Here is a 25210-nt window from a genome sequence, read left to right on the forward strand (position 1 = left end):
GTAGTAGTGGAGACCCTGCGTATCAAGGTTGGTCGTATTCGACTTGAACCCGTGGAACGGCGCGTCGCGGGCTGTATTCTCGGCTATACTCCGAGTATGTCCAAAGTGATGGTTTCACTGCCCGATGATCTCCTGGCTGAGCTGGACGCGGAGGTGAAGCGTCGCTCGACGAGTCGCAGCGCGCTTCTTGCTGCGGCCGCCAGGCGGGAGCTCAAGCGTCGTGATCCGGCGGACCTCGCGAGTGCGGTCGAGCGATCGGAGCGTCGCTTTCAAGATGCCGGCAGCTTCGAGTCGGCAGACGTCGTGCGCGCAGACCGAGACGAGCGTCGATGACCAGCCTTCTGGTCGACACCTCGGTATTGATCAAGTGGTTTCACTCGGAGGGGGAGAGCGAGCTCGCTGAAGCACGGGCGATCCGGGACTCACACGTCCACGGCGATCTCGATGCGCACGTGCTGGACCTGGCCATATACGAGGTTGGCAACGTCCTGGCGCGTGCGCTGAGGTGGGGGGCAGACGACGTTGCGGATCAGTTGGACGACCTCGTGGCGATCGTCGGCTCGCCGTTGGTGATGTCACAGGACTGGCTGCATGACGCCGCGCGGCTCGCAGATACGCACAGTTTGTCGTTCTACGACGCCAGTTGGGCTGCCACCTCCGTAGCGCTGAAGATCCCTCTCGTTAGCGCTGACCGGCGGCTGCTAGCTGCCGGTCTTGCTGAAACGGCATCTGAAGTCGCGGAGAGGCTGCGTCTCAGCACGTAGCGCACCCGACCGCTGGTGTGCCGAGTCGTAGGTTCGGCTACTACTGGACAGCCTGCGTATCAAGTTCCGGCGTATTCGGCCGAATAACTCGCTCGCTTGCAGGGCCAGCGCTGGCTAGATTCACTGGATGTCGTCAGTCGAAGATGGACTCCGATGCACGTGCCAGGACTGCACATGCGGGAACGAAGCCGACATCGACCTCGGCCGTGGCCCGATTTGTGGTTGCTGCGCCGCTGACTGTCCGGACGTGCATGGCGAGGGAGGCAAGACCTGGCGCAGGGGCTACTGGGTTCGCCCCGTGCCGTGGCGGCTGGGGTGGGAACTGCACGTGGACGGCGTCGGCGTGACCCAGTGTGCCGAACTCGCTGACGCAGAGGCGACCGCTCGCGACTATCTGGCCTCGTTGGGGCGCAGTGACGCCCGGACGGCGCGAATCCATGTTCTTCAACCGGTAAAGCCGTCGACGGACTGACCGCGGGCGTTCTGTGGTGTCGTACTTGATCATCTGGTCGTACTGCTGGGCGATCAGATCCCACCGGATCGGGCCAGGACCTTCGTTGAGACACCGGGCGGGGCAGAGGACAGCCGCGCCTCGAATGGCTCGTCTGATGCGATATGCAGACTGATACTTGACATAATGTAGATTATCGGCGCATAAATAGGACGAATCGAAACACATGGCACGGCCCAGTTCGGCCGGTACGTGAGTGAACCAGTTACTGGAGGGCTCACCCGTAGTGATGCCGACAAGCTGCGATGCGAATCTCATTCTCTGCCAGCTTGTACACGAGGCGATGCTCATCTGTGACACGTCGCGACCAGTAACCTGCGAAATTGTGCTTGACGGCCTCCGGTTTTCCGATCCCGTCATTGCCATTTCGCTGAATGTCCGCGAGTAACTGGTTGATTCGTTTCAGAACCCTGCGGTCCTGCGCCTGCCACCACAGATAGTCATCCCAGGCGTTCTCATCCCAGATGAGCAGCACGTCAATCTGTGTCGATCAGCTCGTGATGCTCGCCGTGCCCGGACTCCAGGCGCTCTATGGCGTCCAGCAAGCGGCGCGCGTTCGCCGGCGATCGCATGAGGTAGGCCGTCTCCTTGAGCGACTCATAGTCGTCCAACGACACGATGACTGCTGGCTCGTGTCCGGCCCGCGTGATGACCACCTCTTCCCGGTCGTTCACGACCGAGTCGAGAACCTCGGCGTACTTCGCGCGCGACTCTGTGTAGCTCATGGTTTTCATAACCACCTCCGTACAGAGAACTGTACGCATCGGCCGTTGCGTGTCGCAAACACGTCAAGCCGCTTGTCTCACTTGAACACGTCCCCCAGTGCAGTTTTATAGGACTGATCCGCCAGTCACACGGACGTGTCACAAACCGAAACGCCTTCGGCTCGCCAGGCCGCGAGCAGGCGCTTGTCGCCGGATGCGGCGACGAGTTCGACGTCGTTCACGGCGATTGCCGCCGCACAATGGGTGGCGTCATAGCCGCGAAGCCCGTGCAGGATTGCCAACCTCGCAGCCTCGGACATCAGTTCGCCACTGAGTTCGATCACGTCAAACGCGGGCCAGAGTTCGTCCAAGACGCCACGCCCTGCGGTGGCGTCGGCCTCGGAAATCCGACCGATGCGCTCTGCCATCGCTACTGCTGCAACGGCTTCGATGTAGCCGAGCCTCGTGCAGGCAACGTTGTCGGCACCATCCCAAAGTTCGCCGCATACCTCCGAGGTCGGCTCATCGATCAACAGCGGCACGAGCGCCGACGTGTCGAAATAGATGATCACCTGCGCTGGTCGTCGACGAGATCACTCACCGCTGCTGCGGTCTTGATCGGCGCTGGACGTGGCCCCTTCCGACGGACCGCTGGTGTCACCTTGCCGTCGGAAACAAGCTGCTCCAACTTTGTCGGGACACCGATTGGAACGATCCGTGCAACAGGCCGACCGTGGTCTGTGACGGTGATCGTGTGACCCTCACGCACAGACGCCAGGTGGCGGCTGAGTCCGTCACGTAGCTCTCTCACGCCGATATCCATGGCGACTCCTTGTGGCGATATCGAGTACCCATCAATATCGCCATTTTCGCACGGTTACTCCCCCGCAACAACCGAGATCCGACCCTTGATGTCCCGAAATCCAAGCCCCGACTTCAGCTCGCCACCAGAACACAGGGCTCGGGATGCGTCGCGGCCAGTGCCCGGTCAAAGGTCGCCAGTCGCGCTGAACGAGCTCGGATGTCTCGCAGGTACTGCGCCCGATCCAACGTGAGTCCGATGTCCGCGAGAGCACGTTCGCCGGCCCTGTAGTACCAGTGCTCGGTGTCCACCAGCACGCCGTCGTGATCGAAGAGGATGAACTTCTTGCGCTGCGGCATTCGGCCGGATCCGCTGGTCACTCGAAGCGATCGGTGAGGGCGGCGACCTCCTCGAACTTCTTCTTGACCTCGGGCAGCGTCGCCGCGCCGTCGCGATACGACTGCTTCGACATGTCGACATCGCCGAACCGCAGCCGGCCGGAGTCACTGTCGATGACGTCGGCCACCAGCAGTTCGCCTGTCTCGCAGTCGAATCCGCACTCGATCTTGAAGTCGATGTAGGTGCCGCCCTGCTGCTTCCAGGCACTCTCGATGGCTTCGAAGGATGAGACGGTGAGGACCCGGAGCTTCGCCAAGAGGTCTGGCGTGACGTCGGAGTACCGGCTCTCCCCCAGCACCTCCTCGCCGATCAGATCACCGGGTTTCGCCTCGGCCCCGATGGCTGCCGCAGCCTTGGCGTTGGGGACGTAGCGTCGCAGCACGCCGTCGTCGAAGTCGAACTCCAACAGCGGATCGTGGTGGGCATCGTCCTTCTCGAAAACCTCGAAGGCCAGTTCGTCGAGCCGAGCACCGTCGGTCAGCTCCGGGAAGCGATCGCGGAAACTGCCACTGGCATAACGACGGGCAACGAGCTCCAGGGGAATCATCTTCACCTGTCGGGCCCGGAACGCAACGTCGTCGACACCCTCCACGAAGTGGGTGGGTATGCCGTGACGCTCCAACAGCCGAAACACATTGGCAGTCGTACGTGTTGACGCCGCGGCCTTGCCCTGGAGCACGTCGTGCTTGGCGCCATCGCCGGCCGTGATGTCGTCCTTGCTGCGCACCACCACTTCCCCATTGCCGGCGTCCTCGATGACTTTGGTCTTGCCTTCGGCCACGATCCGCGACAGGCGCGCCCACGCCGTCTGCTTCGTGACCCCGAGCGCCCGGCCGATCTCGGTCCACGAGCGACCCTGCGCGCGGGCCATCGTGACAAGTTCATCCATCTTCGACTCGATCGCCCGCACGTGAGCCGAACCGGCGTGCACGAACAGCAACGGATCTGCCACCCCGTCGAGTTCGGACAGGTCCGACGGGAGCGAGAAGTGGACGGTCCACGGCGCGCTGGTGAACTCCGGTGGTGCGGCGTCGCCATACAAGACATCGGCGCCCTGCAAGCCCATCACCCAATCGGGTTGACTGTCGGTTGTCGTGGCCTCATGACTCATGCGCCCAGATCCCTTCGTCAGCAATTACTGACGTCAGTATTTCCTGACGATCTGATCCCGTCAAGATCCAGGGTTCTCGTGGACCTACGGGTGCAACAACGACCAGTGGCCCTCGGAGATGACTTCCGTCTCGCCGTCCACGACTGCGATGGCGGTCTGGTCGTCCATCGCGTATGCCGGGCCCGAGATGCCGGCAGCCCACGCTTCGGCCTCGGCCATCGAGTTGCCCGGCATACCAGCCGAAGCCAGATGCGGGCAGATGGAGAAGTCGACGACGCCGAGGGTGCTGTCGTCACCGGATGGTGGTCGCCACTGGATGAAGTCCTCCCCCACCCGCGGCGTCATCACCATGCTCCCCGCGCTGAGCCCGACCCACACCGTGTCCGTCAACGACGGGAGCAACTCCGCTAGACCGGACTCCCGCATCCAGTGGCACAGGTAGAGCACGTCCCCGCCTGCCGCCAACAGAACATCCGTCTCTCTAACCATCGGCATCCACCGCTCGGACTCGATGCTCGGCAGCGCCGTGAGCTCCAGGACGCCGACCGACTTCCACCCCAGATCGACCATCGGGTTCGTGGACCTCCCACTGATGAAGTCCCACACCCTCGTCCCCGGCCCGACCGCCGGGTGACCGTACATCGCGGTCGGGATGCACAACGCCGTGCACTCGCTGATCGACTTACCCACCATGTCGACCAGCGCGCTGCGGATGCTGTCGTTGGTCACTCCCCCGGACGTCAACAACAGTTTCACGACGGCTCCTCCTTCGTCTCGACAAGGCAAGGCTCGTAACCTGCCCGCGAATCCAGTGCCCCAGTCCAACCATGCGGGGTCACGACATACACATCCCCGTCAATGGCACCGCGAAAGTGATTGCTGTAGCGCCATGCACGGAACCACTCGAACTCTCGCCTGGCAGGGACGACGTAGCCGTCACGACACACCACGGTGACCAGGATGTGGCTGATTCCACCATTCTCGGCCCCCAGTGACCCTCGGTCGGGCGCGATCTCCTCGGCGATACCCCGGGCTAAATCGCTGTCGTATGGATGCGGACGCAAGTGCTGGCCAGGCTCCAGTGCGACCCTGGCCGCAGTCACGGCTTGATCCGTCATACGCACCGCCGCAACGACCGTGCGACCCAGCTCCAGGGGGCACCGTTCATTGATCTCAAGGAGTGTGGTTTTCGGGTCTCGTAGCTGCCAACGTTCAAGAGTCATCCATCTACGGTTGCACGAACTCCAAGACCGCCCAGCGGTTTTCCACAACCCAGTCTCCTGTGGATAGCGCCGGACGCGATCGCGGCAAACGTGCTTCGCTGTCGTGTCATGGGATTCAGCACCACGTACTTGGGACGCCTCGACATCCACCCGTTGCTCAACGATTTCGAGGTGGAGTGGCTCCGCGCGTTCGCCGCGATAGACCGACGCCACTACACCGAGCCCTACGAAGTGGCCATGAATCCGCGCGCCCTCGCAATCGACGATTGGCAACAGCACCAGGCAGGCTCTCGCCCCGACGGCAGGGACCCTTTCAAGTCGTTGTCCCCTGATGACGGTTCGCCGTATCCCTATCTCGATTGGCAGCCATGCACCCAGGGCTGCTGTCTTGGGTGGGAACGCCGCGAGAAGTCCCGGATGGCCGAAGAATGGCTGCAATACCTCATCGACCACTTCCTCCGGCCGGGGGCACATGCTCGCCTCGACGGCAGGCCAGAGTTCGAGCCCTTCACCTTCGACCACGTCGTCAACGGCATCATCGCTGGCGAGCGTGACGACACGGGTGAGCTGTTCCTAATCCGTTGCGAGGACAATGTGATCCGGCGGGAAACTCTCGTCAATCCAGAGCGTGATGAATGGTTGATGGGATGGTGAGCAGGGCCTCGCGAGCCGACTCTGCCCGAAAACGCCTGCCACGGAGATGAATCCAGTGCGCACTATGCCTTGCGTGCGAGGTCGCGACGTAGCGGGAGCTGCTGGAAACCGGCGGAATGGTATGTCGCGACCGCGCCGACGTTCGCGCTCGGCGTGCACACCTGCATCGACGACGATCCCATGTCGCGCAACGCGATTCCGGCGGCGTGGCTGATGGCACGTCCGTGCCCATGACCTCGGTGGTCACGGTGCACACCCAGTGGCTCGATGAGTCCCGGCTTCCCCGGTCCTGCGGCCCACACCGTCACTGCGGCAACGGGTGTGCCGGAGTCGTCATACCCGATCAGGCAGCGGGCGTCCTGGTATGGCGCTCCCGTCGCCATCGCCTGCCAGCCCTCCTGCGTGAACGTCGACTTGGTGAAAGAGGTTCGTTGCAGCTCGCTCCGCAGGCCGGCGAGCTCCGGACCGACCACCTCGATGCGCAGTGACGGCTCGGGCAGATCGACCAGATCATGACTGAGCGGAGTCCACTCCTCGTCCAGTTGCCAGCCGCTTTCACGAAAGACCTCGCGCACGAGCGCCCCGTTCGGAACCTCGACGAAGACCTCGCCTTCGCCCAACACGCCCCGTTCCGGATCCGACAGATCGGCGACCAACTGCTCCGCCAGCTGCCGATCCGCCAGCAGATCCGGCGCCATCGTCAGGCGGATCAGATCGGGCTCATCGGCCATGCCCACCGCAACGATGCGACCGTCCGACGTCCAGGTACGGGTCGCTGCCGCAGTGCGCTCGGCACCGAACCGGTGGAACCACCCCAGATCACCGGGGTGGAACTGCAGCGGCACATCGTCCCGCTGCCAGTCGCGCAGCGCCGCAGTGACGGTGGGCAGGTCCGTGATGTCCGGTGTGCTCAATGCGATCGGCATGACTGCGAGCCCACACCGTTACGGCGAGGAATGCAAACGGATTATTCGTTGCGGCCGTCGGCCATCACCTGACCCAGCACAGCACCGAGCGCAAGGTCGTCCAGTTGGCCGAAGTGCGAAAGCGCCAGACCACCCTCGCGATCGACCACCAGCGTCGAGGGAGTGCCTTCCAGGCCGTACTTGCGCATCGTCACCGGCAGCATGCCGCCGTCCTGCCGGTCGATGCCGACCGGGAAGGTCATCCGGAATTCGCTGAGGAAAACCTTGAGCGCGTCGACCCCGGTCACCTCGTGATGCTCGAACACCGTGTGCAACCCGAGCACGGTCACCTGCGGGAACGCCCGGTGCACCTTCTGCGCCTGTGGCAACCCGTAGCGGACACACCCCGGGCAGAGCATCTGGAACGTCTCGATGAGGACCACCTTGCCGCGCAGTTCCTCCAGGGTGTGCGGTGTCCCGATCCATTCGCTGACGTCCAGCTCCGGCGCGGGGTAATGACGCGATGCCATGACACTCACGCTAGACCCGTGCCGGCGAACCCCTCATCCGCCCTCGTGCTGCAACGGCAGTGTGGCGACGGTCTCGTGGCGGGGCCTGCGGTGCGGCCCCTCCCCCAGGTATGACGCGACCAGCTCGATCCCGTCGACCCGCCACGTGTCGCTGCGGAAGGTGTCGAGCACCTGCAGCCACCGGCGCGCGTCGATCGGACGTCGCGGACGCGCCACACTCAGATGACCGACGAAGCGCTGTCCATCCGGTGTCGCGCCGACCGAGTTGGCCGCGTGCCGCACACCTGTCGCGAGAGCGGTCAGGTCGACACTCGGCCGCAGCCACATCACCCGCGCCTCCAACGGGTTCGGGAACGCACCAGCGCCGGCAAGTTGCAGGTTGAAAGTGTTGTGCCGCAGCGCGGTCCGGCGAAGGGCGTCGACCAGCTCGTCGTCGCGGTGTGCGGGCACGGCGGCGAGGAAGGCGAGGGTCAGGTGCCATTGGGCGGCGTCGATCCAGGTCATGCCGGTACGTGGCCGGAGGAAGTCGGCGAGCTGCTCCCGGACCTCCTCCGACGGCCGGATCGCGACGAACATTCGTGTCGTGGTCATTGTGGCCAGGTTAGAGGCCCGTGACGCCCAGTTGCCGCGCTACCCGACGTATGCCGCGAGGTGCTTGCCCGTCAGCGTCGACTTCGCCGTAACCAACTCCGCCGGGGTGCCCTCGAAGACGACAGTGCCACCGTCGTGCCCAGCCCCCGGGCCGAGGTCGATGATCCAGTCGGCGTGCGCCATCACCGCCTGATGGTGCTCGATGACGATGACCGACCTGCCCTCGTCGACGAGACGATCGAGCAGGCCGAGCAACTGCTCCACGTCGGCCAGGTGCAGACCGACGGTCGGCTCATCCAGCACGTAGACCTCGGCCGTGTCGGCCATCTGTGCGGCGAGCTTCAGGCGTTGTCGCTCTCCCCCGGACAAGGTGGTGAGCGGCTGCCCGATGGTCACGTAGCCCAGCCCGACATCGACCAGCCGCCGCAGGATCTTGTGGGCTGCCGGCAGCCGGCCGTCGCCATCGGCGAAGAACTGCTCGGCCTCCGACACCTGCAGCGAGAGCACTTCGCTGATGTTCTTGCCGCCGAAGAGGTAGTCGAGCACTTCGGGCTGGAATCGCTTGCCGTCGCACACATCACAGGTCGTGGCCACACTCGCCATCATCGCCAGGTCGGTGTAGACGACGCCGGCGCCGTTGCAGGCCGGGCAGGCCCCGTCCGAATTTGCACTGAACAGAGCGGGTTTCACCCCGTTGGCCTTGGCGAAGGCCTTCCTGATCGGGTCCAGCAGCCCGGTGTAGGTGGCCGGGTTGCTGCGCCGGGACCCGCGGATCGGTGCCTGGTCGACCACGACGACACCGTCGCGTCGGGCGATCGATCCCTGGACGAGTGAGCTCTTCCCGGAACCGGCGACCCCGGTCAGCACACACAGGACGCCCAGAGGCACATCGACGTCGATGTCCTGCAGGTTGTGCAGCGACGCCCCGCGGATCTCCAACGCGTCGCTCGACGACCGCACCGCGTCCTTCACCGTGACCTTGTCGTGCAGGTGCCGGCCGGTGCGGGTGGCTGCAGACCGCAACCCGTCGACCGTGCCTTCGTAGACGACCTCACCACCGTCCGTGCCGGCACCTGGCCCCAGATCGACGACATGATCGGCGATCGCGATCAGCTCCGGTTTGTGCTCGACGACCAACACGGTGTTGCTCTTGTCGCGCAACTGGAGCAGCAAGTCGTTCATCCGCTCGATGTCGTGCGGGTGCAAGCCGATCGACGGCTCGTCGAAGACGTAGGTGATGTCCGTCAGCGATGACCCGAGGTGCCGGATCATCTTGGTGCGCTGTGCCTCTCCGCCCGAGAGCGTCCCGGAGGGACGATCCAAACTCAGGTAGCCCAGCCCGATGCGCACGAACGAGTCGATCGTCTGTCGCAGCGCGGCCAGCAACGGCTCAACGGCCGGGTCGGAGACCTCGCGAAGCCAGTCGGCAACGTCGCTGATCTGCATCGCGCTGACCTCTGCGATGCTGCAGCCCGCCACTTTCGAAGCGCGTGCTGCCTCGGCGAGCCGCGTGCCCTCGCACTGGGGGCAGGTCGTGAACGTGACCGCACGATCCACGAACGCCCGGATGTGCGGCTGCATCGCCTCCCGGTCCTTGGCCAGGAACGACTTGCGGATCTTCGGGATCAGGCCTTCGTAGGTGACGTTGATGCCATCGACCTTGATCCGGGTGGGCTCCTTGTAGAGCAGCGCCTCTCGCTCGCGCTTGGTGAACTTGGCGATCGGCTTGTCGGGGTCGAAGAACCCGCAGCCGAGGAAGATCCGGCCGTACCAGCCGTCCATGCTGTAGCCGGGGATGGTGAGTGCGCCCTCACGAAGGGACTTCGTCTCGTCATACAAGGCAGTCAGATCGAAGTCGGTGACACTGCCACGTCCCTCGCACCGTGGGCACATGCCTCCGACCACGCTGAAGCTGCGCCGCTCCTTCACCGTCCGGCCGGCCTTCTGGACCGTCACCGCTCCCGCTCCGCTCACCGAGGCGACGTTGAACGAATAGGCGCGCGGAGAGCCGAGATTGGGCTCCCCCAGGCGCGCGAAAAGGATCCGGAGCATCGCCAGCGCATCGGTGGCGGTCCCGACCGTGGAACGCGGGTCGGACCCCAACCGCTCCTGATCAACGATGATCGCCGTCGTCAGACCCGCGAGCACATCCACGTCCGGACGGGCCAGCGTCGGCATGAAGCCCTGCACGAACGCGCTGTAGGTCTCGTTGATCTGCCGTTGTGACTCCGCCGCGATGGTGTCGAAGACCAGTGAACTCTTCCCCGACCCGGAGACTCCGGTGAAGACCGTCAGGCGCCGCTTGGGGAGCTCCAACGAGACGTTGCGCAGGTTGTTCTCCCGAGCACCCACCACCTGGATGACGTCATGGCCGTCCGCCACCGGATCACTCCCCACCGTGCGGCGCCTCGAACACGACATCGACGGTGTTGACGGTCGCCGCGGACTTGCCCGGGCCGCCCTGCCAACCCCAGTAGAGGTTGGTGTGCGAGATCACGAGATCGGGGCTCGGCGCGCCGTACTCGGACAGGTCCTCGGTGGTGTGCGCGTCACCGACCAGCGTCACGTCGTAGCCGCGGGCGAATGCGCCGTGGATCGTCGACCGGACGCACATGTCGGTCTGGGCTCCGGTCACGACGAGGTGACCGACCCCTGAAGCTGCGAGCACGTCCTCGAGGTCGGTGCCTTCGAAGGAGTCGCCGAAGGTCTTCTCCACCAGCGGCTCGGAGTCCTCACGGGACAGCTCCGGCGCCAACTGCCACTCGGGAGAGCCCTGTTGGAGTTGCTCGTCGTGGTGCTGCACCCAGACGACCGGGACGTCCTCCTTCCGTGCGCGGTCGACCAGCGACTTCACGTTGCTCACGACGGCGTCGCGCTCGTAGGCGCCGTCGACGACGCCTTGCTGCACGTCGATGACCAGCAGTGCGGTCGCTGGTCTGTCGGTCAGAGTGGTCATGGTGACTCCTTGGTCGGGTTTACGGTCAACGCTAGCCGGAAGCTGTGACAGGCATCAGGGAGAATCGGTGTCGTGCAGTGCGACTACTTCGACGATGGCGCGTGCCGATCGTGCACCCTCATGGGCCAGGGGTATGACGCGCAGCTCCAGGACCTGCAGACGCTGGTCGCGCGGGCATTGTCCGACCGGTTTCCCGAGCATGGCTGGGCGCGACCGGCTTCCGGCCCCGAGTCGCACTTCCGCAACAAGGCCAAGCTGGTCGTCGGCGGCACCCGGCAGTCGCCCACTTTCGGCATCCTGGACCGCGGCGGGCAGGGCGTCGACCTGCGCGACTGCGGCCTCTACGAGCCAGGACTGCACGAGACGGTGCGACAGCTCGCGGACTTCGTCACCGGGGTCGGTCTGACGCCATACGACGTGCCGCGCCGCACCGGCGAGCTGAAACACCTCATCGTCACCCACTCCCCCGACGGTGAGTCGATGATCCGCTTCGTGCTGCGCTCGCCCGGGCAGCTGGGTCGGATCGAGCGTGCACTGCCCGACCTCCGGGCGTCGATCCCCGGAGCTCGGGTCGTCTCGGTCAATCTGCTGCCGGAGCACAAGGCAGCGCTCGAAGGCGATGAGGAGACCTTCCTCACCGAGGAGCAGACGCTGCCGATGCATGTCAACGACATCGTGCTGCACCTGCGACCGCGCAGCTTCTTCCAGACCAACACCGCGGTGGCTTCGCAGCTCTACCGTCAGGCACAGCAATGGGTGTCACAGCTCGGTCCCGCCAGTGTCCTCGACCTGTTCTGCGGCGTCGGAGGGTTTGCGCTGCATGCGGCGACGGCACCGGGCACGTCGACAGCCAGGATGCGCGGCATCGAGATCTCACCGGACGCAGTGGCCAGCGCCAGGCTCAGCGCGACGCAGCTGCCGCAGCGGGAAGCACTGGACGACATACAGTTCACGGTCGGTGACGCGACGACCGCGCTCAGCTCGGACACGCCGGATCTGGTCATCGTGAATCCGCCACGCCGCGGGATCGGTGACCTCGCGGGCGACCTCGAGCGCTCGGACGTGCCGCACGTGCTCTACTCCAGCTGCAACGTCACCAGCCTGGCCACCGACCTGGCGGCGATGCAGTCGTTCCGGGTCACCCGTGCGCGGCTGTTCGACATGTTCCCGCAGACCGGTCACCACGAGGTGCTGCTGCTGTTGAGCCGGTGACCGATCGAGGGTCACCGGGCTGGGACATACTTGTTCCCAAGATGATCGAGAAGACCGCCGCGGCGAAGGACGCCCCCGCCGTGCCGCGCGAGGTCTGGGTGCTCGTGTCGGCGGGCTTCGTCATCGCTCTCGGCTACGGCGTGGTCGCGCCGGCGCTGCCGCAGTTCGCACACAGCTTCGGTGTCGGAGTCACCGCGGCATCGGCGATCGTGTCGGTCTTCGCAGCGATGCGGCTGGCCTGCGCGCCCACCAGCGGCCGGCTGGTGACGCGGTTCGGCGAGCGTCCGATGTACGTCCTCGGCGTGTTCATCGTCGCCCTGTCGACACTCGCCTCCGCGTTCGCCCAAACTTACTGGCAACTCATGATTTTCAGGGGCGTCGGTGGCGTCGGCTCAGTGCTGTTCTCGCTGTCCGCGATGGGTCTGATGATCCGCATCTCGCCACCGGAGGCGCGTGGCCGCATCTCCGGGCTCTATTCCTCCAGCTTCGTCCTGGGCAGCATCAGCGGGCCGATGCTCGGCGGTGCGCTCATCGGCTTCGGGCTCCGCGTCCCGTTCTTGGTGTACGCCGTCGCGCTCTTCGGTGCGATCGCCGTCGTCCACGTCCAGTTGCGCGGAACCGACCTCGCCGAACTCGACGACTCGCCCACGAACGCGATGCCGTTGGCGGACGCGCTGCGGATCGGCGGCTATCGCTCGGCGGTCGCCACTGCCGCGATCTTCGGCTGGGTGTACGCGATGCGGGTGTCCATCGTGCCGCTCTATTTCACCCTGGTGCTGAACCAGCCCGACGGCGTCGCGGGACTCGCCCTGGCGACATACGCCTGTGGCGACGTCGTCGCGATGATGCCTGCAGGCCGGCTCGCGGATCGGGTCGGTCGCCGCCCACTCATCGTCCTCGGTATGACGATCCTCGCGCTGGCGACGCTGGTGCTGGCCTTCACCGGGTCGGTCTGGGTCGCCTTCGCGTCGACCCTGGTCGGCGGCATCGGCACCGGGATGGTCAGCCCGGCGCAGCAGGCAGTGCTGGCCGACGTGATGTACGGCCACGGACGCGGTGGCCCGGTGCTGGTCATCTTCCAGATGAGCCGGGACCTGGGCACCGTCATCGGGCCGGTTGTTGCCGGCTTCCTCGCCCAGGAATGGGGCTTCCCGACCGCGTTCACCGCCACTGCCGCGCTCGCAATGTGCGCCGCCGTGAGCTGGATCGTCGTGCGGGACACCCTGCACACGCGACCGGCAGCAGCACCCGCCGACTGACGGCGGGTGCGCGTCAGTGGCGGCGCAGGCGCTTGATCAGTACGCCGAGCACCGCGACACCGGCCAGTGCCGCCACCGCCTGTTTCCAGTACATCTTCGCCATGACCGGCAGCACCGTGGCACCGAGGTCGAGGGCGTCGTCACCGGACTTCGGCGCTGTCGCAGCGGGTGCCGCCGCGGGTTGCGGGGTGGCCGCTTGTTCCGGTGCCGGTGCGGCCGCAGCGGCAGCATCAGGCGCCGGAGTCGATGCACCCGGAGCCGACTCCGCCGCAGGCGCGGCGGTTTCCTCGGGCCCGCCATCGCCACCACCGGCGCCGACCTTGCCCTGCAGGCAGTCGACGAACTGACCCAGCAGCTTGTCCGAGACGTCCTGGATGACGCCGCGGCCGAACTGCGCCGGCTTGCCGGTGATCGACAGGTCGGTGACCACCTCGACCTTCGTCCCGTCATCGACGGGAGTCATGGTCGCAGTGACCAGCGCACCGGCGGTGCCGTTGCCGCGCTTGTCCTTGCCCTTGGCGTCGATGACCATCTTGTGCGCGGCCTCGTCGCGCTCGGTGAACGTGCCGGACCCCTTGTAGACCAGCGCGATCGGGCCGAGCTTGACCTTGACGGTGCCTTCGAAACCCTCGTCGTCAGCCGAGGTCACCTGCGCTCCCGGGAAGCACTCCGCGACCGACTCGATGTCCTGGAACGCCGCCCAGGTCTCGTCGACGCCGGCGGGCACGGTGAAGGAATGTGTCAGATCCATGTGATCATCCTGTCGCAGCGGTCAAGACGGCGCGACGGGTGAGGACCTCCGCGAGGTGCTTGCGGTAGTCCGCGTCGCCGTTCAGGTCGGTCGGCGGGTTGGTGCCGTCGGCAACTGCGCCGACTGCCGCTCGTATGGCGTCCTCGGTCGCGGGTTGCCCCTGCAACGCCTGCTCGACAGCGGTGGCCCGCAACGGCGTCGAGCCCATGTTGGTCAGCGCCACCCGTGCCTGCGAGATGGTGGCGCCCTCGGCCTTGACCGCCGCCGCGACCGCGACGATCGACCACTGCTGCGCGATGCGTACGAACTTCTCGTAGTGCGCGCCCCAGCCGGTGTGTTTTGGGATGCGCACCTCGGTGAGCAACTCGTCCTCACCGATCGCCGTCTCGAAGAGGTCGTCGAAGAAGTCAGATGCATCGACCGTCCGGGTGCTGCCGCCCTGTCCGGCGATGACGAACTGCGCACCCAGCGCGAGCGCGGGGGCGCCGACGTCACCCGCCGGATCCGCGTGTGCGAGCGCGCCACCGAAGGTGCCGCGATTGCGGACCTGTGCGTCGGCGACCGTGCGCACCGCTTTGCCGACGAGTGCGGCGTGCTCGGCGACCAGCGGGTCGGTGGCGACCGCGGTGTGCGTCGTCATCGCGCCGATGACGATGGCGTCGCCATCGTCCCGCACGCCCCGCAACGCATCGATCTTCCCCAAGTCGATGACGAACTCCGGTGCGTTCAGCCGCAATCGGAGCACCGGCAGCAGCGACTGCCCGCCCGCGATGATCTTGGCGTCGTCACCGTGCTCGGCCAGCAGCGCGAGCGCCTCCTCGACGGTCGCCGGTGCCGCGTAGTCGAACGCTGCAGGAATCATTGGCCTGCTCCTTCCGTCGCCGAGCCGGTATCGCCGGCCCGTCCAGCCGCGATGGCCGCGTAGACCCGTGCCGGTGAGCACGGCATGATGACGTCCTTCACGCCGAACTGCCGAACGGCGTCGAGCACCGCGTTGACCACAGCCGGGGTTGAGGCGATCGTGCCGGCCTCGCCGACTCCCTTGGTGCCCAACGTGTTCGTGGTCGCCGGTGTCGTCGCGTTGTGCACGTCGAAGCTGATCAGGTCGGCTGCGCTCGGCACCAAGTAGTCGACGAACGACCCGGACACGAGCGTGCCCGCCTCGTCGAACACGGCGTCCTCGTAGAGCGCCTGCGCGATGCCCTGCGCGAGGCCACCGTGCACCTGTCCTTCGACGATCAGCGGGTTGACGATGTTGCCGACGTCGTCGACGCAGGTGTACTTGTGCAGCTTGACCTGACCCGTCTCGGTGTCCACCTCGACGGCGCACAGGTGCGTGCCGTGCGGGTAGTTGAAGTTGACCGGGTCGAAGGTAGCTTCCGCGTCGATCGACGGCTCCATCCTGTCCGGCAGGTTGTGTGCCGTGAAGACCGCACCGGCGACCTCCTGGATGGACAGGCCGGCATCGGTGCCCTTGACGCTGAAGCGGCCACCGGCGAACTCGATGTCGTCCACCGACGCCTCCAGCAGGTGTGCGGCGACGGGCTTGGCCTTCTCGACCACCTTGTCCGCGGCTTTCACCAGCGCCTCGCCGCCGACCACCAGTGACCGGGAGCCGTAGGTGTCCAGGCCCTTCACCGACACCTGGGTGTCGCCGTGCAGGATCTCCACATCCTCGAACGGCACCCCGAGCCGGTCGGCGACGATCTGGCTGAACGCCGTCTCGTGCCCCTGGCCGTGCGCGCTGGTGCCGGTGGCGACCTCCACCTTGCCGGTCGCCAGCATCCGCACCGACGCGTGCTCCCAGCCACCGGCGCCGTAGTCCAGCGAACCGAGCACCCGGGAGGGTGCGAGGCCGCACATCTCGGTGAAGGTGGAGACGCCGATGCCCAGCTGCACCGGGTCCCCGGCCTCACGCCGACGGGCCTGCTCGGCACGCAGCTCGTCATACCCGAAGAACTGTTTGGCGGCCTCGGTCGCGGCTTCGTAGTTGCCCGAGTCGTATTCGAGCCCGGCGACGGTGGTGTAGGGGAACTCCTCGTGCTTGATCCAGTTCTTCTCGCGCAATTCGAGCGGGTCCACGCCGAGCTCGTTGGCGAGCTCGCTCATCAGGCGCTCGATCGCGAACGTCGCCTCCGGGCGCCCGGCGCCGCGGTAGGCATCGGTCCACGTCTTGTTGGTCAGGACCGTCTGGCAGGCGAAGTGGTACGCCGGGATCTTGTAGATCGCGTTGTACATGAAGGCGCCGAGGACCGGGACGCCGCCGCCGACGATGGCGACATACGACCCGAGGTCCGCGGTGAGCTCCACCTTGAGGCCGGTGAGCGTGCCGTCCTTGGTGGCGGCCAGGGTCAGCTTCTGCCACTGGTCGCGGCCGTGGTGGGCGGCCATCATCGACTCGGAGCGGGTCTCGGTGTATTTCACCGGCTTGTGCTGCTGCCGGGCGATCCACCAGGCGAGCCACTCCTCGGGGGTGACCTGCAACTTGCCGCCGAAGCCGCCGCCCACGTCGGGTGCGATGACCCGGATCTTGTTCTCCGGCACCCCGGTCGTCGCGGCGAGCGCGAACCGCAGGATGTGCGGGACCTGGGTCGCCGACCACATCGTCAGCTGCTCACCCGTCGGGTCCACGACGACCGAGCGGGGCTCCATGAACGCGGGAATCAGCCGGTTCTGCCGGAACTCCCGCTCGATCACCACACCGTCGGTGCGGGCCTGCGCGATGGCGTCCTCGACGTTGCCGCCCGTGCCTGCCTCCGCCGAGTCGAACACCCACAGCGCCGACTTGTTGGTGCCGAGGTCCGGGTGCGCCAGCACCTTGTCCGCGGCGGCTTCCTTCAGGTCGATCGCCGCGGGCAGCTCCTCGTAGTCCACGTCGACCAGCTCGGCGGCGTCCCGTGCGGCAGCCGCGCTGCGCGCGACCACGACGGCCACGATCTCACCGGCGAAACTCACCCGGTCGGTCGGGAGCACGGCGTGCACCGGGGCCTTCTGGTCCGGGGTGATCGGCCAGGCGTTGATCAGGACGCCGACCGACTCGTCGAGGTCCGCCGCCGTGTAGACCGCGACCACGTTGGTGGCGGCCTTGGCCTCCGTGGTGTCGATCGACGTGATCTTGGCGTGCGCGAACGGGCTGCGCACCATGCCAAGATGCAGCATCCCCGGCAGCACGATGTTGTCGGTGTACCGGCTGCTGCCGGTGATCAGCCGACGGTCCTCCTTGCGGCGCCGGTCCCTGCCGATCTCGGCGGCGGGTCGGTCATCGGTGACAGTCACTGGGCGGCTCCCTTCCCTGCGGCCGCGGCGGTCTGCACCGCGCGGACGATGTTGTGGTAGCCGGTGCACCGGCACAGGTTGCCTTCCAGGCCCTCGCGGATCTCTTCCTCGGTCGGGTCCGGATTCTCGTTCAGCAGGTCGACCGACCGCATGATCATGCCCGGCGTGCAGTAGCCGCACTGCAGGGCGTGGCACTCGTGGAAGGCCTCCTGCATCGGGTGCAGATCGCCTCCGTCGTAGGTCGCCGCCAGGCCCTCGATGGTGGTGACCTCGGCGCCGTCGGCCTGCACGGCGAGCATGTTGCAGGACTTCACCGCGTGCCCGTTCAGGTGGACGGTGCAGGCACCGCAGTTGCTGGTGTCGCAACCGATGAGTGTGCCTGTCTTACCTAACTTTTCACGCAGGAACTGCACGAGCAGCATCCGTGGCTCGACGTCTTCGGCGACTTTGCCCCCGTCGACGGTGAGTTCGATCTTCGTCATGTTGGCACCCTTTTCAGTACGCAGACTTGTGGCGTCAACTCCGAACCTAGGTGGCCTTGGTTGGCCGAAGGTTGGCCTCAGCGCTGGGCGGCCGCGAGCCGTCCGCGCAGCAGCGGGACGGCACGGTGTCCGGTGGTGCCGAGCCGGGCCAGGCAGGCTTCCAGCACCTCGACGTCGTAGGGCGCGATCTCGCTGTAGCCGAGGACCGCGTCGGGGTCGGGGTCGGCCAGCAGCGCCTCACGCACCGCGACCGCGACGACCTCGGCCAGCTCGGACAACGCCGGTGAGTTGGTGCCGGGCATCAGGTCACCGCCGTATGCCGTGACGGCGGCCAGCACCTGGCCCTGGCGGATCCGCTCCAGGACCTCGTCGACGTCGATCGTGACCGGCAGCATCAGCCGGTAGGGCCGCGACGAGATGGCGCCGCCGAGGGTGGACCGCAGATGCGACACCTCCGCCTTGAGGGTGGACACGCTGACCGCGGCGTCGCCGTACAACAGCGCGTGCAGACGTTCCAGCGACAGACCGTCCGGGTGCAGCGCGAGCAACGCGAGGATCTCGGTCTGCCGGCGGTTGAGCAGCAGCCGCTGACCGTCCAGCCGTGCCTCGGCCGCACCCAGCAACGTCAGCGAGAGCCCTTGGTCGACCGGGGGCAGACCCAGCCGGGGGTGCTGCCGGGTGTCCGGCATGGCGCTCTCGATCATCCGCGCCATCATCCGGGCGGTCGCCAGCCCGATCGGGTGTGCGCGATCCCAGGTGGTCGACAGGTCGATGACCCCGAGACGTTCACCGGTCACCGGGTCGTGCACCGGGGCGGCCCAGCACACCCAGTTGTGCACGATGGGCGAGAAGTGTTCGGCGGAGAAGACGGTCGCCGGTTGGTCGAGCCGGCCGGCCAGATCCAGCGCGTTGGTGCCGACGCTGGCATCGTCCCAGCGCCCGCCCGCGACGAAGTTGACGGTCTCGGCCTTGCGACGCATCACCCGCCCGCCGTAGGTCCACAGGATCCGGGTCTGTGTGTCGGTGACGGCCAGCACCAGGTCGCCGTCCTCCGCGCTGCGCCGCAACTCGTCCTGCACCGCCATCACGGCGGCCTGCAACGGCGAGTCCTGCCAGAACGAGGCAGTGTCGTCCTCGTCGGCCAGGGGTGCCCCCGTGACCTCCAGGGCGGTCCCCTGCGCCGACCGGCGCCAACTGGACAGGATCTCCGGACGCACCGGCACGGACTCGTTGCCCTCTGTCACGAAGGCGGTCCAGGCCCGCACGGCATCCAGGCGGCGGTCGCGCAATGACGCAGCCACGTGGTCCACGGCACCTCCTGTGATCACCATCACACTATCTCGGCAGTGCAGCGCGTCAGGCGTGAATGCGACCTTCCCGCTCGCCCAGGCGGCCACCGCTGCCGCCCCACTGCCGCGCGATGATCTCGGCGGCGATGCTGATCGCGGTTTCTTCCGGGGTGCGCGCGCCCAGGTCGAGGCCGAGCGGGCTGTGCAGTTTCGCGAGGTTGTCCTCGGCAACCCCGATCTCCCGCAACCGGGCGATCCGGTCCTCGTGGGTGCGCCGTGAACCCATCGCCCCGATATAGGCGACCTCGGGAGCTCGCAACGCCACCTCCAGCAACGGCACGTCGAACTTGTGGTCGTGGGTGAGCACGGCGATGACCGTCCGCCCGTCGATCCGGCCGGCCTCGAGTTCGCCGGACAGGTAACGGTGTGGCCAGTCGACGATCACCTCGTCCGCGGCGGGGAACCGCGTCTTGGTGGCGAACACCGGACGCGCGTCGCACACGGTCACCCGGTAGCCGAGGAACGATCCGACCTTCGCGACCGCGGCGGCGAAGTCGATCGCCCCGAAGACCAGCATCCGCGGCGGCGGCGCGTACGACGAGACGAAGACCCGCATCCCGTCCTCCAGCCGCTGCCCGTCCGGGCCGTAGGTCAGGGTCGCGCTGCGGCCGCTGGCCAGCAGACCCATGCCGTCGTCGGAGACCGCGGAGTTCGCCCGGTCGCTGCCGATGTCGCCGACCGGGTCCTGCCCCGGCCGCAGCACCATCCGCCGCCCGATCCAGGACTTGTCGGGATGGTCGACCACCGTCGCGACCGCGACCGGCCGTTCGTGCTCGATGTCGTGGGCGACCGCTGCCAGCTCGGGGAAGGTAGTCTTGTCGATCTTCTCGACATACACGTCCAGGATCCCGCCACAGGTCAGGCCGACCGCGAAGGCGTCGTCGTCGGAGACGCCGTACCGCTGCAGCACGGGGGTGCCGGACTCCACGACCTCACCGGCGAGCTCGTAGACCGCGCCCTCGACGCAGCCGCCCGACACCGACCCGACGGCCTCGCCACCGGGCCCGACGAGCATGGAAGCCCCGGGCGGCCGGGGCGCCGACCGGAAGGTCGCGACGACCGTGCCGACTCCGACCGTCTTGCCCGCGTCGTACCACTCCATCAGCTCCGTCAGCACCTCACGCACTGGCGACCACCTCCAACACCTGCTCGAACGAACGCAGTGAGTGACCCGCGATGAAGTCGTCGCAGTGCGGCAGCACCGCAACGATCCCTTGCTGCACCGGCTCGTAACCGTCCTTGCCGCGATGCGGGTTGACCCACACCACCCGGTGTGCGAGGCGGCCCAGCCGGGCCATCTGTCCACCGAGCAGCGCTGCGTCGCCGCGCTCCCAGCCGTCACTGAAGACAACCACGACGGCACCCCGTGCCATTCCGCGCGCGCCCCATCGGTCCAGGAACGCCTCGAGCGTCTCGCCCAGCCGCGTGCCGCCGGCCCAGTCGGGGACCTCGTCGCCGGCCCGCACCAGGGCACGGTCCGGGTCGGCGGTGCGCAGTGCGGTCGTGATCCGGGTCAGCCGGGTGCCGAGCGTGAAGACCTCGACCGGAGCGCCCGTCCGCACGAGGGTGTGCGTGAGGCGAAGCAGCGCGTCGGCGTACGGGCGCATGCTGGCCGACACGTCGACGAGCAGCACGACACGCCGCGGCTCGGTCCCGCGCCGGCGGCGCCGTACCTGTCCCGGCTCCCCCATCAGTTGCAACGAGCCGCGCAGCGTGCGTTGCAGGTCGACCTCGCCGCGGCGCCACGGGGTATGACGGGCCGCGCGCCGTAGCGGCGCACGCGGATGGAGGGCGCGGATCATCGCGTCGAGGATCGCCTTCTGGGCCGCGTCCAGCTCGGCGACGTCCCGGTGGCGCAGGATCTCCGCCTCGGAGGCTGCGGCGCGCACCACGTCCTGCTCGCCCTCCCCGCCGTTCTCCCCCGGGTCGTCACTGACCGGCAACGGCGCCGCGACATCCTCCCGGCGTTCGCGCGGGATGGTGCGCGGCAGCTCGGACCGGTCGCCGAACCAGGCCTCGAAGACCCGGTCGTAGCGCTCCAGGGCGTCCGGGCCCGAGCACAAGGTGGCGCGGCCCGCGACATACACCGCCTCAGGGTCGTGCAGTCCCACGATGGCGGACGCCGTCAGGAAGCTGGTGGCCCGGTCCTGGGTGACCCGCACGCCGGCGGCGCGCAGGGCACGGGTGAAGCCGAGCAGGATCTCGTCGGGTGGATGCTGAGCGGTCATCTCGCGAGCATCCGGTCGAGGACGTGCTTGACCCGGTCGGTGTCCTCGCGATACTTCACCACCGCTCCGAGGGTGTTCGCGGCCTGCTCCAGGTCCAGCTCGCTGGCGCCGAGGCGCTGCAGGGCCCGTGCCCAGTCGAGGGTCTCGGCGACACCCGGCGGCTTGAGCAGGTGCTCGCCACGCAACTCCTGCACGACCTCGACGACCTGCCGGGCGAGCGCTGCGGGGACGTCGGGTTCGCGGCTGCGCACGATCGCGACCTCCCGCTCGAGCCCCGGGTGGTCGATCCAGTGGTAGAGGCAACGGCGCTTCAACGCGTCGTGCAGTTCCCGGGTGCGGTTCGAGGTGAGGACGACCGTCGGCGGCACCGCGGCGGCCACGGTGCCCAGCTCCGGGATGCTCACCGCCCAGGTCGACAGCACCTCGAGCAGGAACGCCTCGAACTCGTCGTCGGCCCGGTCGACCTCGTCGATCAGCAGCACCGCCGGCGACTCCCGCAACGCCCGCAGCACCGGACGGGAGAGCAGGAAACGCTCGTCGAAGAGCGACTTCTCCGCCTCCGTCGGATCGAGCGAACCGTCCTTGGTGGCCGCCTCGAGGGTCCGCAGGTGCAGGATCTGGCGCGGGAAGTCCCAGTCGTACAGCGCCTGCGTCGCATCGATGCCCTCGTAGCACTGCAGCCGGATCAGCGGCACACCGTGGATCTGCGCTAGTGCCTCGGCGAGGGCGGTCTTGCCGGTGCCGGGCTCGCCCTCCAGCAGCAGCGGGCGCTGCATCTCGCCCGCCAGGAACGTCACGGTGGCCAGTGCGGAGTCACTCAGGTAACCGGTCTGCTCCAGCGCCTGGGCCACTGCGCGGGGTGAGTTCATGCCGTCAGGCTAAGCCCGCCGGGTTGGTGTGGGGTTGGATAGCGCGTTCAGCGGTCCACATCCTGGCCGGTGGCCAGGTCCCCGCACTCGACCAGCACCGGCGGGTTGGCACGCAGGTAGTCCCGCGCGCCGCGGTCGCCCTTCGCCTCGGCCATCGCGCCCGCCCAGTGCTCGCGACCCAGCAGCACCGGGTGCCCGGGAACCCCTTGGTATGCCGCCCGCGCCAGCACCTGCGGCGTCTCCGGCTGCGCGAGGACCCGCTGTATGACGTCGGCGCCGACGTCGGGCAGGTCGACCAGGGTGAGCAGGCACCGCGTCTCGTCGGTCAACGCGGTGACCCCGGCGCGCAGCGAGGCGCCCATACCGGTCTCCCAGTCGTGCGCCACCACGATGTCGACGGCGTGCTCGTCGAGCAGCCCGCGGGCCTGGTCGGCGGCCGCGCCCAGCACGACGACCACCCGGTCGCAGGCGCTCAGCACGTCGACCGCGTGGACCAGCCAGCCGTCGACCAGTGCCTTGGGCTTTCCCATCCGTCGCCCGGCGCCCGCCGCCAGCACGATCCCTGCGGTCGTCATACGCGCCAGTATGGCGGCTCGGCCCTCCCCCGACGTCCAGTGGTTGCCCAGACACCGCGCCTAACGTGCCGAGGGTGGACATGACGCAGTACGGCCTGGTGGCAGTGGGGATAGCCCTTTTCACGATCATCGCGATCGCGCTGATCGAGGCCGGTGGCCGGCACAAGGAGCGGTAGCCGCCGCACCGGGGTGACCGCCGCACGAGGCGGCACCGCGTCGGCCTAGGGTGACGGGGTCATGCATCCACTCGCGAAGCTCCGCATCGACGGCTTCATCGTGGCGATCCTCGCCACCGTCGTCCTCGCGAGCGTCTTCCCCGCGAGTGCGTCGTTCGCGCCCACACTCGACCACCTGGTCACCGCCGCGATCGCCCTGCTGTTCTTCCTGTACGGCGCCCGCATGCACCCGCAGGAGGCGTGGCGCGGCCTGCAGCACTGGCGGCTGCACACGCTGATCCTGGCGTTCACGTTCGTGGTGTTCCCGGTGATCGGGATCGGCCTGCGGGTGCTCCAGCCGCATCTGCTGTCCGCCGACCTCTACACCGGTGTGCTCTACCTGACCCTGGTGCCGTCGACCGTCCAGTCGTCGATCGCGTTCACCTCGATCGCGCGCGGCAACGTCGCCGGCGCGATCGTCAGCGCGTCGGCGTCGAACCTGCTCGGTGTGTTCCTGACGCCGCTGCTGGTGATCGCGATGACGAGCGCCGGGCTGATCGGCGGCAGCGGCAACATCTCCATCAGCGGGCAGCAGATGGTCGACATCTGCCTGCAGATCCTCGCCCCGTTCATCGTCGGCCAACTCGCCCGCCCGCTCGTCGGCTCCTTCGTCGAGGGGCACCGGGCGCGGCTGAAGTATGTCGACCGCGGCTCCATCGTGCTGGTCGTCTATGCGGCGTTCAGCAAGGGCGTGCGGCAGCACATCTGGCACGCGGTGGACCCGGGGCAGATCCTGTTCCTCATCGCGTTGTCGATCGTGCTGGTCATCTTCATGTTGTGGCTCACCTGGCACGCGGCGCAGCGGCTGGGCTTCGACCACGCGGACTGCATCGCGGTGCAGTTCTGCGGCACGAAGAAGAGCCTGGCGAGCGGACTACCCATGGCAGCAGTGCTTTTCGCCGGTCACGGGGTCAGCATCATCGTGTTGCCGCTGATGGTCTTCCATCAGGTGCAGTTGATGATGTGTTCCTGGCTGGCGTCCCGTTACGCGGCGGCGCCCGAGACCTGACGGCGCGGTTCGGGTCGCACCCGCTCGGCGACGACCGACACCAGGTAGAGCGCGAAGCTGACGAAGGCGATCAGCACGCTCGCCTTGATGTCGGTGTCGCTCAGCGCGAGGCTCAGCAGGAAACCACCGTCCGCGGCGATCAGTGCGAACGCCACGGAGACCGCGACGAACTTCAACGGGTCCGCGGTCCAGCGCCGCGCCGAGGCCGCCGGCGTGATCGCCAGACTGAGGACCAGCAGGGTGCCGACCACCTGGGCCGCCTCGGTCACCGTGAGCGCCAGCAGCACCAGGAAGACCAGGCTGAGCGCGTTGACCGGGACACCGCGCGCGCTCGCGACGGCGGAGTCGACGGAGGCGAACAGCAGCGGCCGGAAGATCACGACCATCACGATCAGGACCACCAGGGCGAGCGCGCCGAGCACCAGGACGTCGCCGGTCGATGCCGTGACCAGGGAGCCGAAGAGGATGTTGGTCGCCGCCGACGCGAAGCCGTTGTAGAAGCTCAGCAGGAAGACACCGAGGCCCAGCCCGAACGCGAGGACGACGCCGATCGCGGTGTTCCCCTCGCGTTGCCGTCGTCCGAGCAGCGCGAACGCCGCCGCGATGACGAGTGACCCGATGAGCGCACCTCGGACCGCGTCACCGGCGATCAGCAGCCCGGCGACCGCGCTGGTGAACGACAGCTCGGCCGTGCCGTGCACCGCGAAGGCCATGTCGCGCATCACCACGAACGGAGCGACCAGGCCGCAGGTCAGCGCGATCAGGGTCGCCGCGATGAGGGCGTGCTGCGCGAACGAGTAGTGCAGCAGCTCGAACATGTTGCTCACTTCGGCGT

The 25210-nt window shown here is 67.4% G+C and carries 29 protein-coding genes; 6 read left to right on the forward strand and 23 right to left on the reverse strand.

Going from position 1 to position 25210, the window contains the following annotated elements:
• Positions 1–96: 96 nt before the first annotated feature.
• Complete coding sequence (locus FHU39_RS08270; protein WP_183319907.1) at positions 97–333, forward strand: ribbon-helix-helix protein, CopG family; 237 nt, start codon at positions 97–99, stop codon at positions 331–333.
• The gene (locus FHU39_RS08275; protein ID WP_183319908.1) at positions 330–764 is read left to right on the forward strand and encodes a type II toxin-antitoxin system VapC family toxin; all 435 of its coding nucleotides are present in this window, start codon (positions 330–332) and stop codon (positions 762–764) included. Before FHU39_RS08270 ends, FHU39_RS08275 begins: the two co-directional genes overlap by 4 nt.
• 728 nt (positions 765–1492) lie before the next feature.
• On the opposite strand, the gene FHU39_RS08280 is transcribed toward FHU39_RS08275, so the two are convergent.
• The 8 genes from FHU39_RS08280 to FHU39_RS08315 form a co-directional block, all read right to left on the reverse strand.
• Complete coding sequence (locus tag FHU39_RS08280) at positions 1493–1750, reverse strand: Txe/YoeB family addiction module toxin (RefSeq protein ID WP_183319909.1); 258 nt, start codon at positions 1748–1750, stop codon at positions 1493–1495.
• Between the two features lies 1 nt (position 1751).
• The gene (locus FHU39_RS08285) at positions 1752–2009 is read right to left on the reverse strand and encodes a type II toxin-antitoxin system Phd/YefM family antitoxin (protein WP_183319910.1); all 258 of its coding nucleotides are present in this window, start codon (positions 2007–2009) and stop codon (positions 1752–1754) included.
• A gap of 116 nt (positions 2010–2125) precedes the next feature.
• Positions 2126–2551 (reverse strand): PIN domain-containing protein, encoded by a 426-nt coding sequence (locus FHU39_RS08290; RefSeq protein ID WP_183319911.1) that lies wholly within the window; start codon positions 2549–2551, stop codon positions 2126–2128.
• A complete protein-coding gene (locus FHU39_RS08295; RefSeq protein WP_183319912.1) occupies positions 2548–2802 on the reverse strand; it encodes a type II toxin-antitoxin system Phd/YefM family antitoxin in 255 nt (84 codons plus the stop codon). The genes FHU39_RS08290 and FHU39_RS08295 overlap by 4 nt, the downstream gene beginning before the upstream one ends.
• Before the next feature lie 113 nt (positions 2803–2915).
• A complete protein-coding gene (locus FHU39_RS23785) occupies positions 2916–3161 on the reverse strand; it encodes a hypothetical protein (RefSeq protein WP_221185181.1) in 246 nt (81 codons plus the stop codon).
• Positions 3158–4291: a phosphoribosylaminoimidazolesuccinocarboxamide synthase gene (locus tag FHU39_RS08305; protein ID WP_183319913.1), complete on the reverse strand. Its 1134-nt coding sequence runs from the start codon at positions 4289–4291 to the stop codon at positions 3158–3160. The genes FHU39_RS23785 and FHU39_RS08305 overlap by 4 nt, the downstream gene beginning before the upstream one ends.
• Before the next feature lie 84 nt (positions 4292–4375).
• Positions 4376–5047 (reverse strand): Type 1 glutamine amidotransferase-like domain-containing protein, encoded by a 672-nt coding sequence (locus FHU39_RS08310; protein ID WP_183319914.1) that lies wholly within the window; start codon positions 5045–5047, stop codon positions 4376–4378.
• Positions 5044–5514, reverse strand: coding sequence for a hypothetical protein (locus FHU39_RS08315; RefSeq protein ID WP_183319915.1), 471 nt, complete (start codon positions 5512–5514; stop codon positions 5044–5046). Before FHU39_RS08315 ends, FHU39_RS08310 begins: the two co-directional genes overlap by 4 nt.
• A 108-nt stretch (positions 5515–5622) precedes the next feature.
• Between FHU39_RS08315 and FHU39_RS08320 the strand changes: the two genes are divergently transcribed.
• Positions 5623–6168 (forward strand): hypothetical protein, encoded by a 546-nt coding sequence (locus FHU39_RS08320; RefSeq protein ID WP_183319916.1) that lies wholly within the window; start codon positions 5623–5625, stop codon positions 6166–6168.
• A gap of 62 nt (positions 6169–6230) precedes the next feature.
• On the opposite strand, the gene FHU39_RS08325 is transcribed toward FHU39_RS08320, so the two are convergent.
• Genes FHU39_RS08325 through FHU39_RS08345 form a run of 5 tightly spaced genes read right to left on the reverse strand, consistent with a single transcriptional unit; the run spans position 6231 to position 11150 of the window.
• Positions 6231–7094: a GNAT family N-acetyltransferase gene (locus FHU39_RS08325; protein WP_183319917.1), complete on the reverse strand. Its 864-nt coding sequence runs from the start codon at positions 7092–7094 to the stop codon at positions 6231–6233.
• A gap of 41 nt (positions 7095–7135) precedes the next feature.
• Positions 7136–7603, reverse strand: coding sequence for a TlpA family protein disulfide reductase (locus tag FHU39_RS08330; protein WP_183319918.1), 468 nt, complete (start codon positions 7601–7603; stop codon positions 7136–7138).
• Between the two features lie 33 nt (positions 7604–7636).
• A complete protein-coding gene (gene thpR / locus FHU39_RS08335; RefSeq protein ID WP_183319919.1) occupies positions 7637–8194 on the reverse strand; it encodes an RNA 2',3'-cyclic phosphodiesterase in 558 nt (185 codons plus the stop codon).
• A gap of 39 nt (positions 8195–8233) precedes the next feature.
• On the reverse strand, positions 8234–10615 hold the full coding sequence (locus tag FHU39_RS08340) for an ATP-binding cassette domain-containing protein (RefSeq protein WP_183319920.1): 2382 nt from the start codon (positions 10613–10615) through the stop codon (positions 8234–8236).
• A complete protein-coding gene (locus FHU39_RS08345) occupies positions 10581–11150 on the reverse strand; it encodes a cysteine hydrolase family protein (protein WP_183319921.1) in 570 nt (189 codons plus the stop codon). The genes FHU39_RS08340 and FHU39_RS08345 overlap by 35 nt, the downstream gene beginning before the upstream one ends.
• A gap of 72 nt (positions 11151–11222) precedes the next feature.
• On the opposite strand from FHU39_RS08345, the gene FHU39_RS08350 reads away from it, so the two are divergent.
• The gene (locus FHU39_RS08350) at positions 11223–12362 is read left to right on the forward strand and encodes a methyltransferase domain-containing protein (RefSeq protein WP_183319922.1); all 1140 of its coding nucleotides are present in this window, start codon (positions 11223–11225) and stop codon (positions 12360–12362) included.
• Positions 12363–12403: 41 nt separating this feature from the next.
• Complete coding sequence (locus tag FHU39_RS08355; RefSeq protein ID WP_183319923.1) at positions 12404–13621, forward strand: MFS transporter; 1218 nt, start codon at positions 12404–12406, stop codon at positions 13619–13621.
• Between the two features lie 13 nt (positions 13622–13634).
• Here the strand turns inward: FHU39_RS08355 and FHU39_RS08360 are convergent, their stop codons facing one another.
• From FHU39_RS08360 to FHU39_RS08400, 9 genes are all read right to left on the reverse strand, one after another.
• A complete protein-coding gene (locus FHU39_RS08360) occupies positions 13635–14372 on the reverse strand; it encodes an SRPBCC family protein (RefSeq protein WP_183319924.1) in 738 nt (245 codons plus the stop codon).
• Positions 14373–14376: 4 nt separating this feature from the next.
• The gene (locus tag FHU39_RS08365) at positions 14377–15234 is read right to left on the reverse strand and encodes an FAD binding domain-containing protein (protein WP_183319925.1); all 858 of its coding nucleotides are present in this window, start codon (positions 15232–15234) and stop codon (positions 14377–14379) included.
• Positions 15231–17648 (reverse strand): molybdopterin cofactor-binding domain-containing protein, encoded by a 2418-nt coding sequence (locus FHU39_RS08370; protein ID WP_183319926.1) that lies wholly within the window; start codon positions 17646–17648, stop codon positions 15231–15233. Before FHU39_RS08370 ends, FHU39_RS08365 begins: the two co-directional genes overlap by 4 nt.
• The gene (locus tag FHU39_RS08375) at positions 17645–18130 is read right to left on the reverse strand and encodes a (2Fe-2S)-binding protein (protein ID WP_183319927.1); all 486 of its coding nucleotides are present in this window, start codon (positions 18128–18130) and stop codon (positions 17645–17647) included. Before FHU39_RS08375 ends, FHU39_RS08370 begins: the two co-directional genes overlap by 4 nt.
• Positions 18131–18207: 77 nt before the next feature.
• Positions 18208–19440, reverse strand: a complete 1233-nt coding sequence (locus tag FHU39_RS08380) for a transcriptional regulator (protein ID WP_221185183.1) — start codon at positions 19438–19440, stop codon at positions 18208–18210.
• A gap of 46 nt (positions 19441–19486) precedes the next feature.
• The gene (locus tag FHU39_RS08385) at positions 19487–20605 is read right to left on the reverse strand and encodes an XdhC family protein (RefSeq protein ID WP_183319929.1); all 1119 of its coding nucleotides are present in this window, start codon (positions 20603–20605) and stop codon (positions 19487–19489) included.
• Complete coding sequence (locus FHU39_RS08390) at positions 20598–21707, reverse strand: vWA domain-containing protein (RefSeq protein WP_183319930.1); 1110 nt, start codon at positions 21705–21707, stop codon at positions 20598–20600. The genes FHU39_RS08385 and FHU39_RS08390 overlap by 8 nt, the downstream gene beginning before the upstream one ends.
• Positions 21704–22576 carry an AAA family ATPase gene (locus FHU39_RS08395; RefSeq protein ID WP_183319931.1) on the reverse strand — a complete coding sequence of 291 codons (873 nt, stop codon included), beginning with the start codon at positions 22574–22576 and terminating at the stop codon, positions 21704–21706. The genes FHU39_RS08390 and FHU39_RS08395 overlap by 4 nt, the downstream gene beginning before the upstream one ends.
• A gap of 47 nt (positions 22577–22623) precedes the next feature.
• Positions 22624–23151 carry a nucleotidyltransferase family protein gene (locus tag FHU39_RS08400; RefSeq protein WP_183319932.1) on the reverse strand — a complete coding sequence of 176 codons (528 nt, stop codon included), beginning with the start codon at positions 23149–23151 and terminating at the stop codon, positions 22624–22626.
• Positions 23152–23388: 237 nt separating this feature from the next.
• On the opposite strand from FHU39_RS08400, the gene FHU39_RS08405 reads away from it, so the two are divergent.
• Positions 23389–24375 (forward strand): bile acid:sodium symporter family protein, encoded by a 987-nt coding sequence (locus tag FHU39_RS08405; RefSeq protein WP_183319933.1) that lies wholly within the window; start codon positions 23389–23391, stop codon positions 24373–24375.
• Here the strand turns inward: FHU39_RS08405 and FHU39_RS08410 are convergent.
• The gene (locus FHU39_RS08410) at positions 24351–25193 is read right to left on the reverse strand and encodes a metal ABC transporter permease (RefSeq protein ID WP_246336454.1); all 843 of its coding nucleotides are present in this window, start codon (positions 25191–25193) and stop codon (positions 24351–24353) included. The genes FHU39_RS08405 and FHU39_RS08410 overlap by 25 nt on opposite strands.
• Between the last annotated feature and the right edge of the window lie 17 nt (positions 25194–25210).

The sequence above is a fragment of the Flexivirga oryzae genome, from assembly GCF_014190805.1.
Taxonomy (GTDB): Bacteria; Actinomycetota; Actinomycetes; order Actinomycetales; family Dermatophilaceae; genus Flexivirga; species Flexivirga oryzae.

Coding starts and splice junctions, on each gene's coding strand:
- FHU39_RS08270 (WP_183319907.1), top strand. CDS start 97: ATGTCCAAAGTGATGGTTTCACTGCCCGATGATCTCCTGGCTGAGCTG.
- FHU39_RS08275 (WP_183319908.1), top strand. CDS start 330: ATGACCAGCCTTCTGGTCGACACCTCGGTATTGATCAAGTGGTTTCAC.
- FHU39_RS08285 (WP_183319910.1), bottom strand. CDS start 2,009: ATGAAAACCATGAGCTACACAGAGTCGCGCGCGAAGTACGCCGAGGTT.
- FHU39_RS08295 (WP_183319912.1), bottom strand. CDS start 2,802: ATGGATATCGGCGTGAGAGAGCTACGTGACGGACTCAGCCGCCACCTG.
- FHU39_RS08305 (WP_183319913.1), bottom strand. CDS start 4,291: ATGAGTCATGAGGCCACGACAACCGACAGTCAACCCGATTGGGTGATG.
- FHU39_RS08315 (WP_183319915.1), bottom strand. CDS start 5,514: ATGACTCTTGAACGTTGGCAGCTACGAGACCCGAAAACCACACTCCTT.
- FHU39_RS08320 (WP_183319916.1), top strand. CDS start 5,623: ATGGGATTCAGCACCACGTACTTGGGACGCCTCGACATCCACCCGTTG.
- FHU39_RS08325 (WP_183319917.1), bottom strand. CDS start 7,094: ATGCCGATCGCATTGAGCACACCGGACATCACGGACCTGCCCACCGTC.
- FHU39_RS08330 (WP_183319918.1), bottom strand. CDS start 7,603: ATGGCATCGCGTCATTACCCCGCGCCGGAGCTGGACGTCAGCGAATGG.
- thpR (WP_183319919.1), bottom strand. CDS start 8,194: ATGACCACGACACGAATGTTCGTCGCGATCCGGCCGTCGGAGGAGGTC.
- FHU39_RS08340 (WP_183319920.1), bottom strand. CDS start 10,615: ATGTCGTGTTCGAGGCGCCGCACGGTGGGGAGTGATCCGGTGGCGGAC.
- FHU39_RS08345 (WP_183319921.1), bottom strand. CDS start 11,150: ATGACCACTCTGACCGACAGACCAGCGACCGCACTGCTGGTCATCGAC.
- FHU39_RS08355 (WP_183319923.1), top strand. CDS start 12,404: ATGATCGAGAAGACCGCCGCGGCGAAGGACGCCCCCGCCGTGCCGCGC.
- FHU39_RS08360 (WP_183319924.1), bottom strand. CDS start 14,372: ATGGATCTGACACATTCCTTCACCGTGCCCGCCGGCGTCGACGAGACC.
- FHU39_RS08365 (WP_183319925.1), bottom strand. CDS start 15,234: ATGATTCCTGCAGCGTTCGACTACGCGGCACCGGCGACCGTCGAGGAG.
- FHU39_RS08375 (WP_183319927.1), bottom strand. CDS start 18,130: ATGACGAAGATCGAACTCACCGTCGACGGGGGCAAAGTCGCCGAAGAC.
- FHU39_RS08390 (WP_183319930.1), bottom strand. CDS start 21,707: ATGACCGCTCAGCATCCACCCGACGAGATCCTGCTCGGCTTCACCCGT.
- FHU39_RS08395 (WP_183319931.1), bottom strand. CDS start 22,576: ATGAACTCACCCCGCGCAGTGGCCCAGGCGCTGGAGCAGACCGGTTAC.
- FHU39_RS08400 (WP_183319932.1), bottom strand. CDS start 23,151: ATGACGACCGCAGGGATCGTGCTGGCGGCGGGCGCCGGGCGACGGATG.
- FHU39_RS08405 (WP_183319933.1), top strand. CDS start 23,389: ATGCATCCACTCGCGAAGCTCCGCATCGACGGCTTCATCGTGGCGATC.
- FHU39_RS08410 (WP_246336454.1), bottom strand. CDS start 25,193: ATGTTCGAGCTGCTGCACTACTCGTTCGCGCAGCACGCCCTCATCGCG.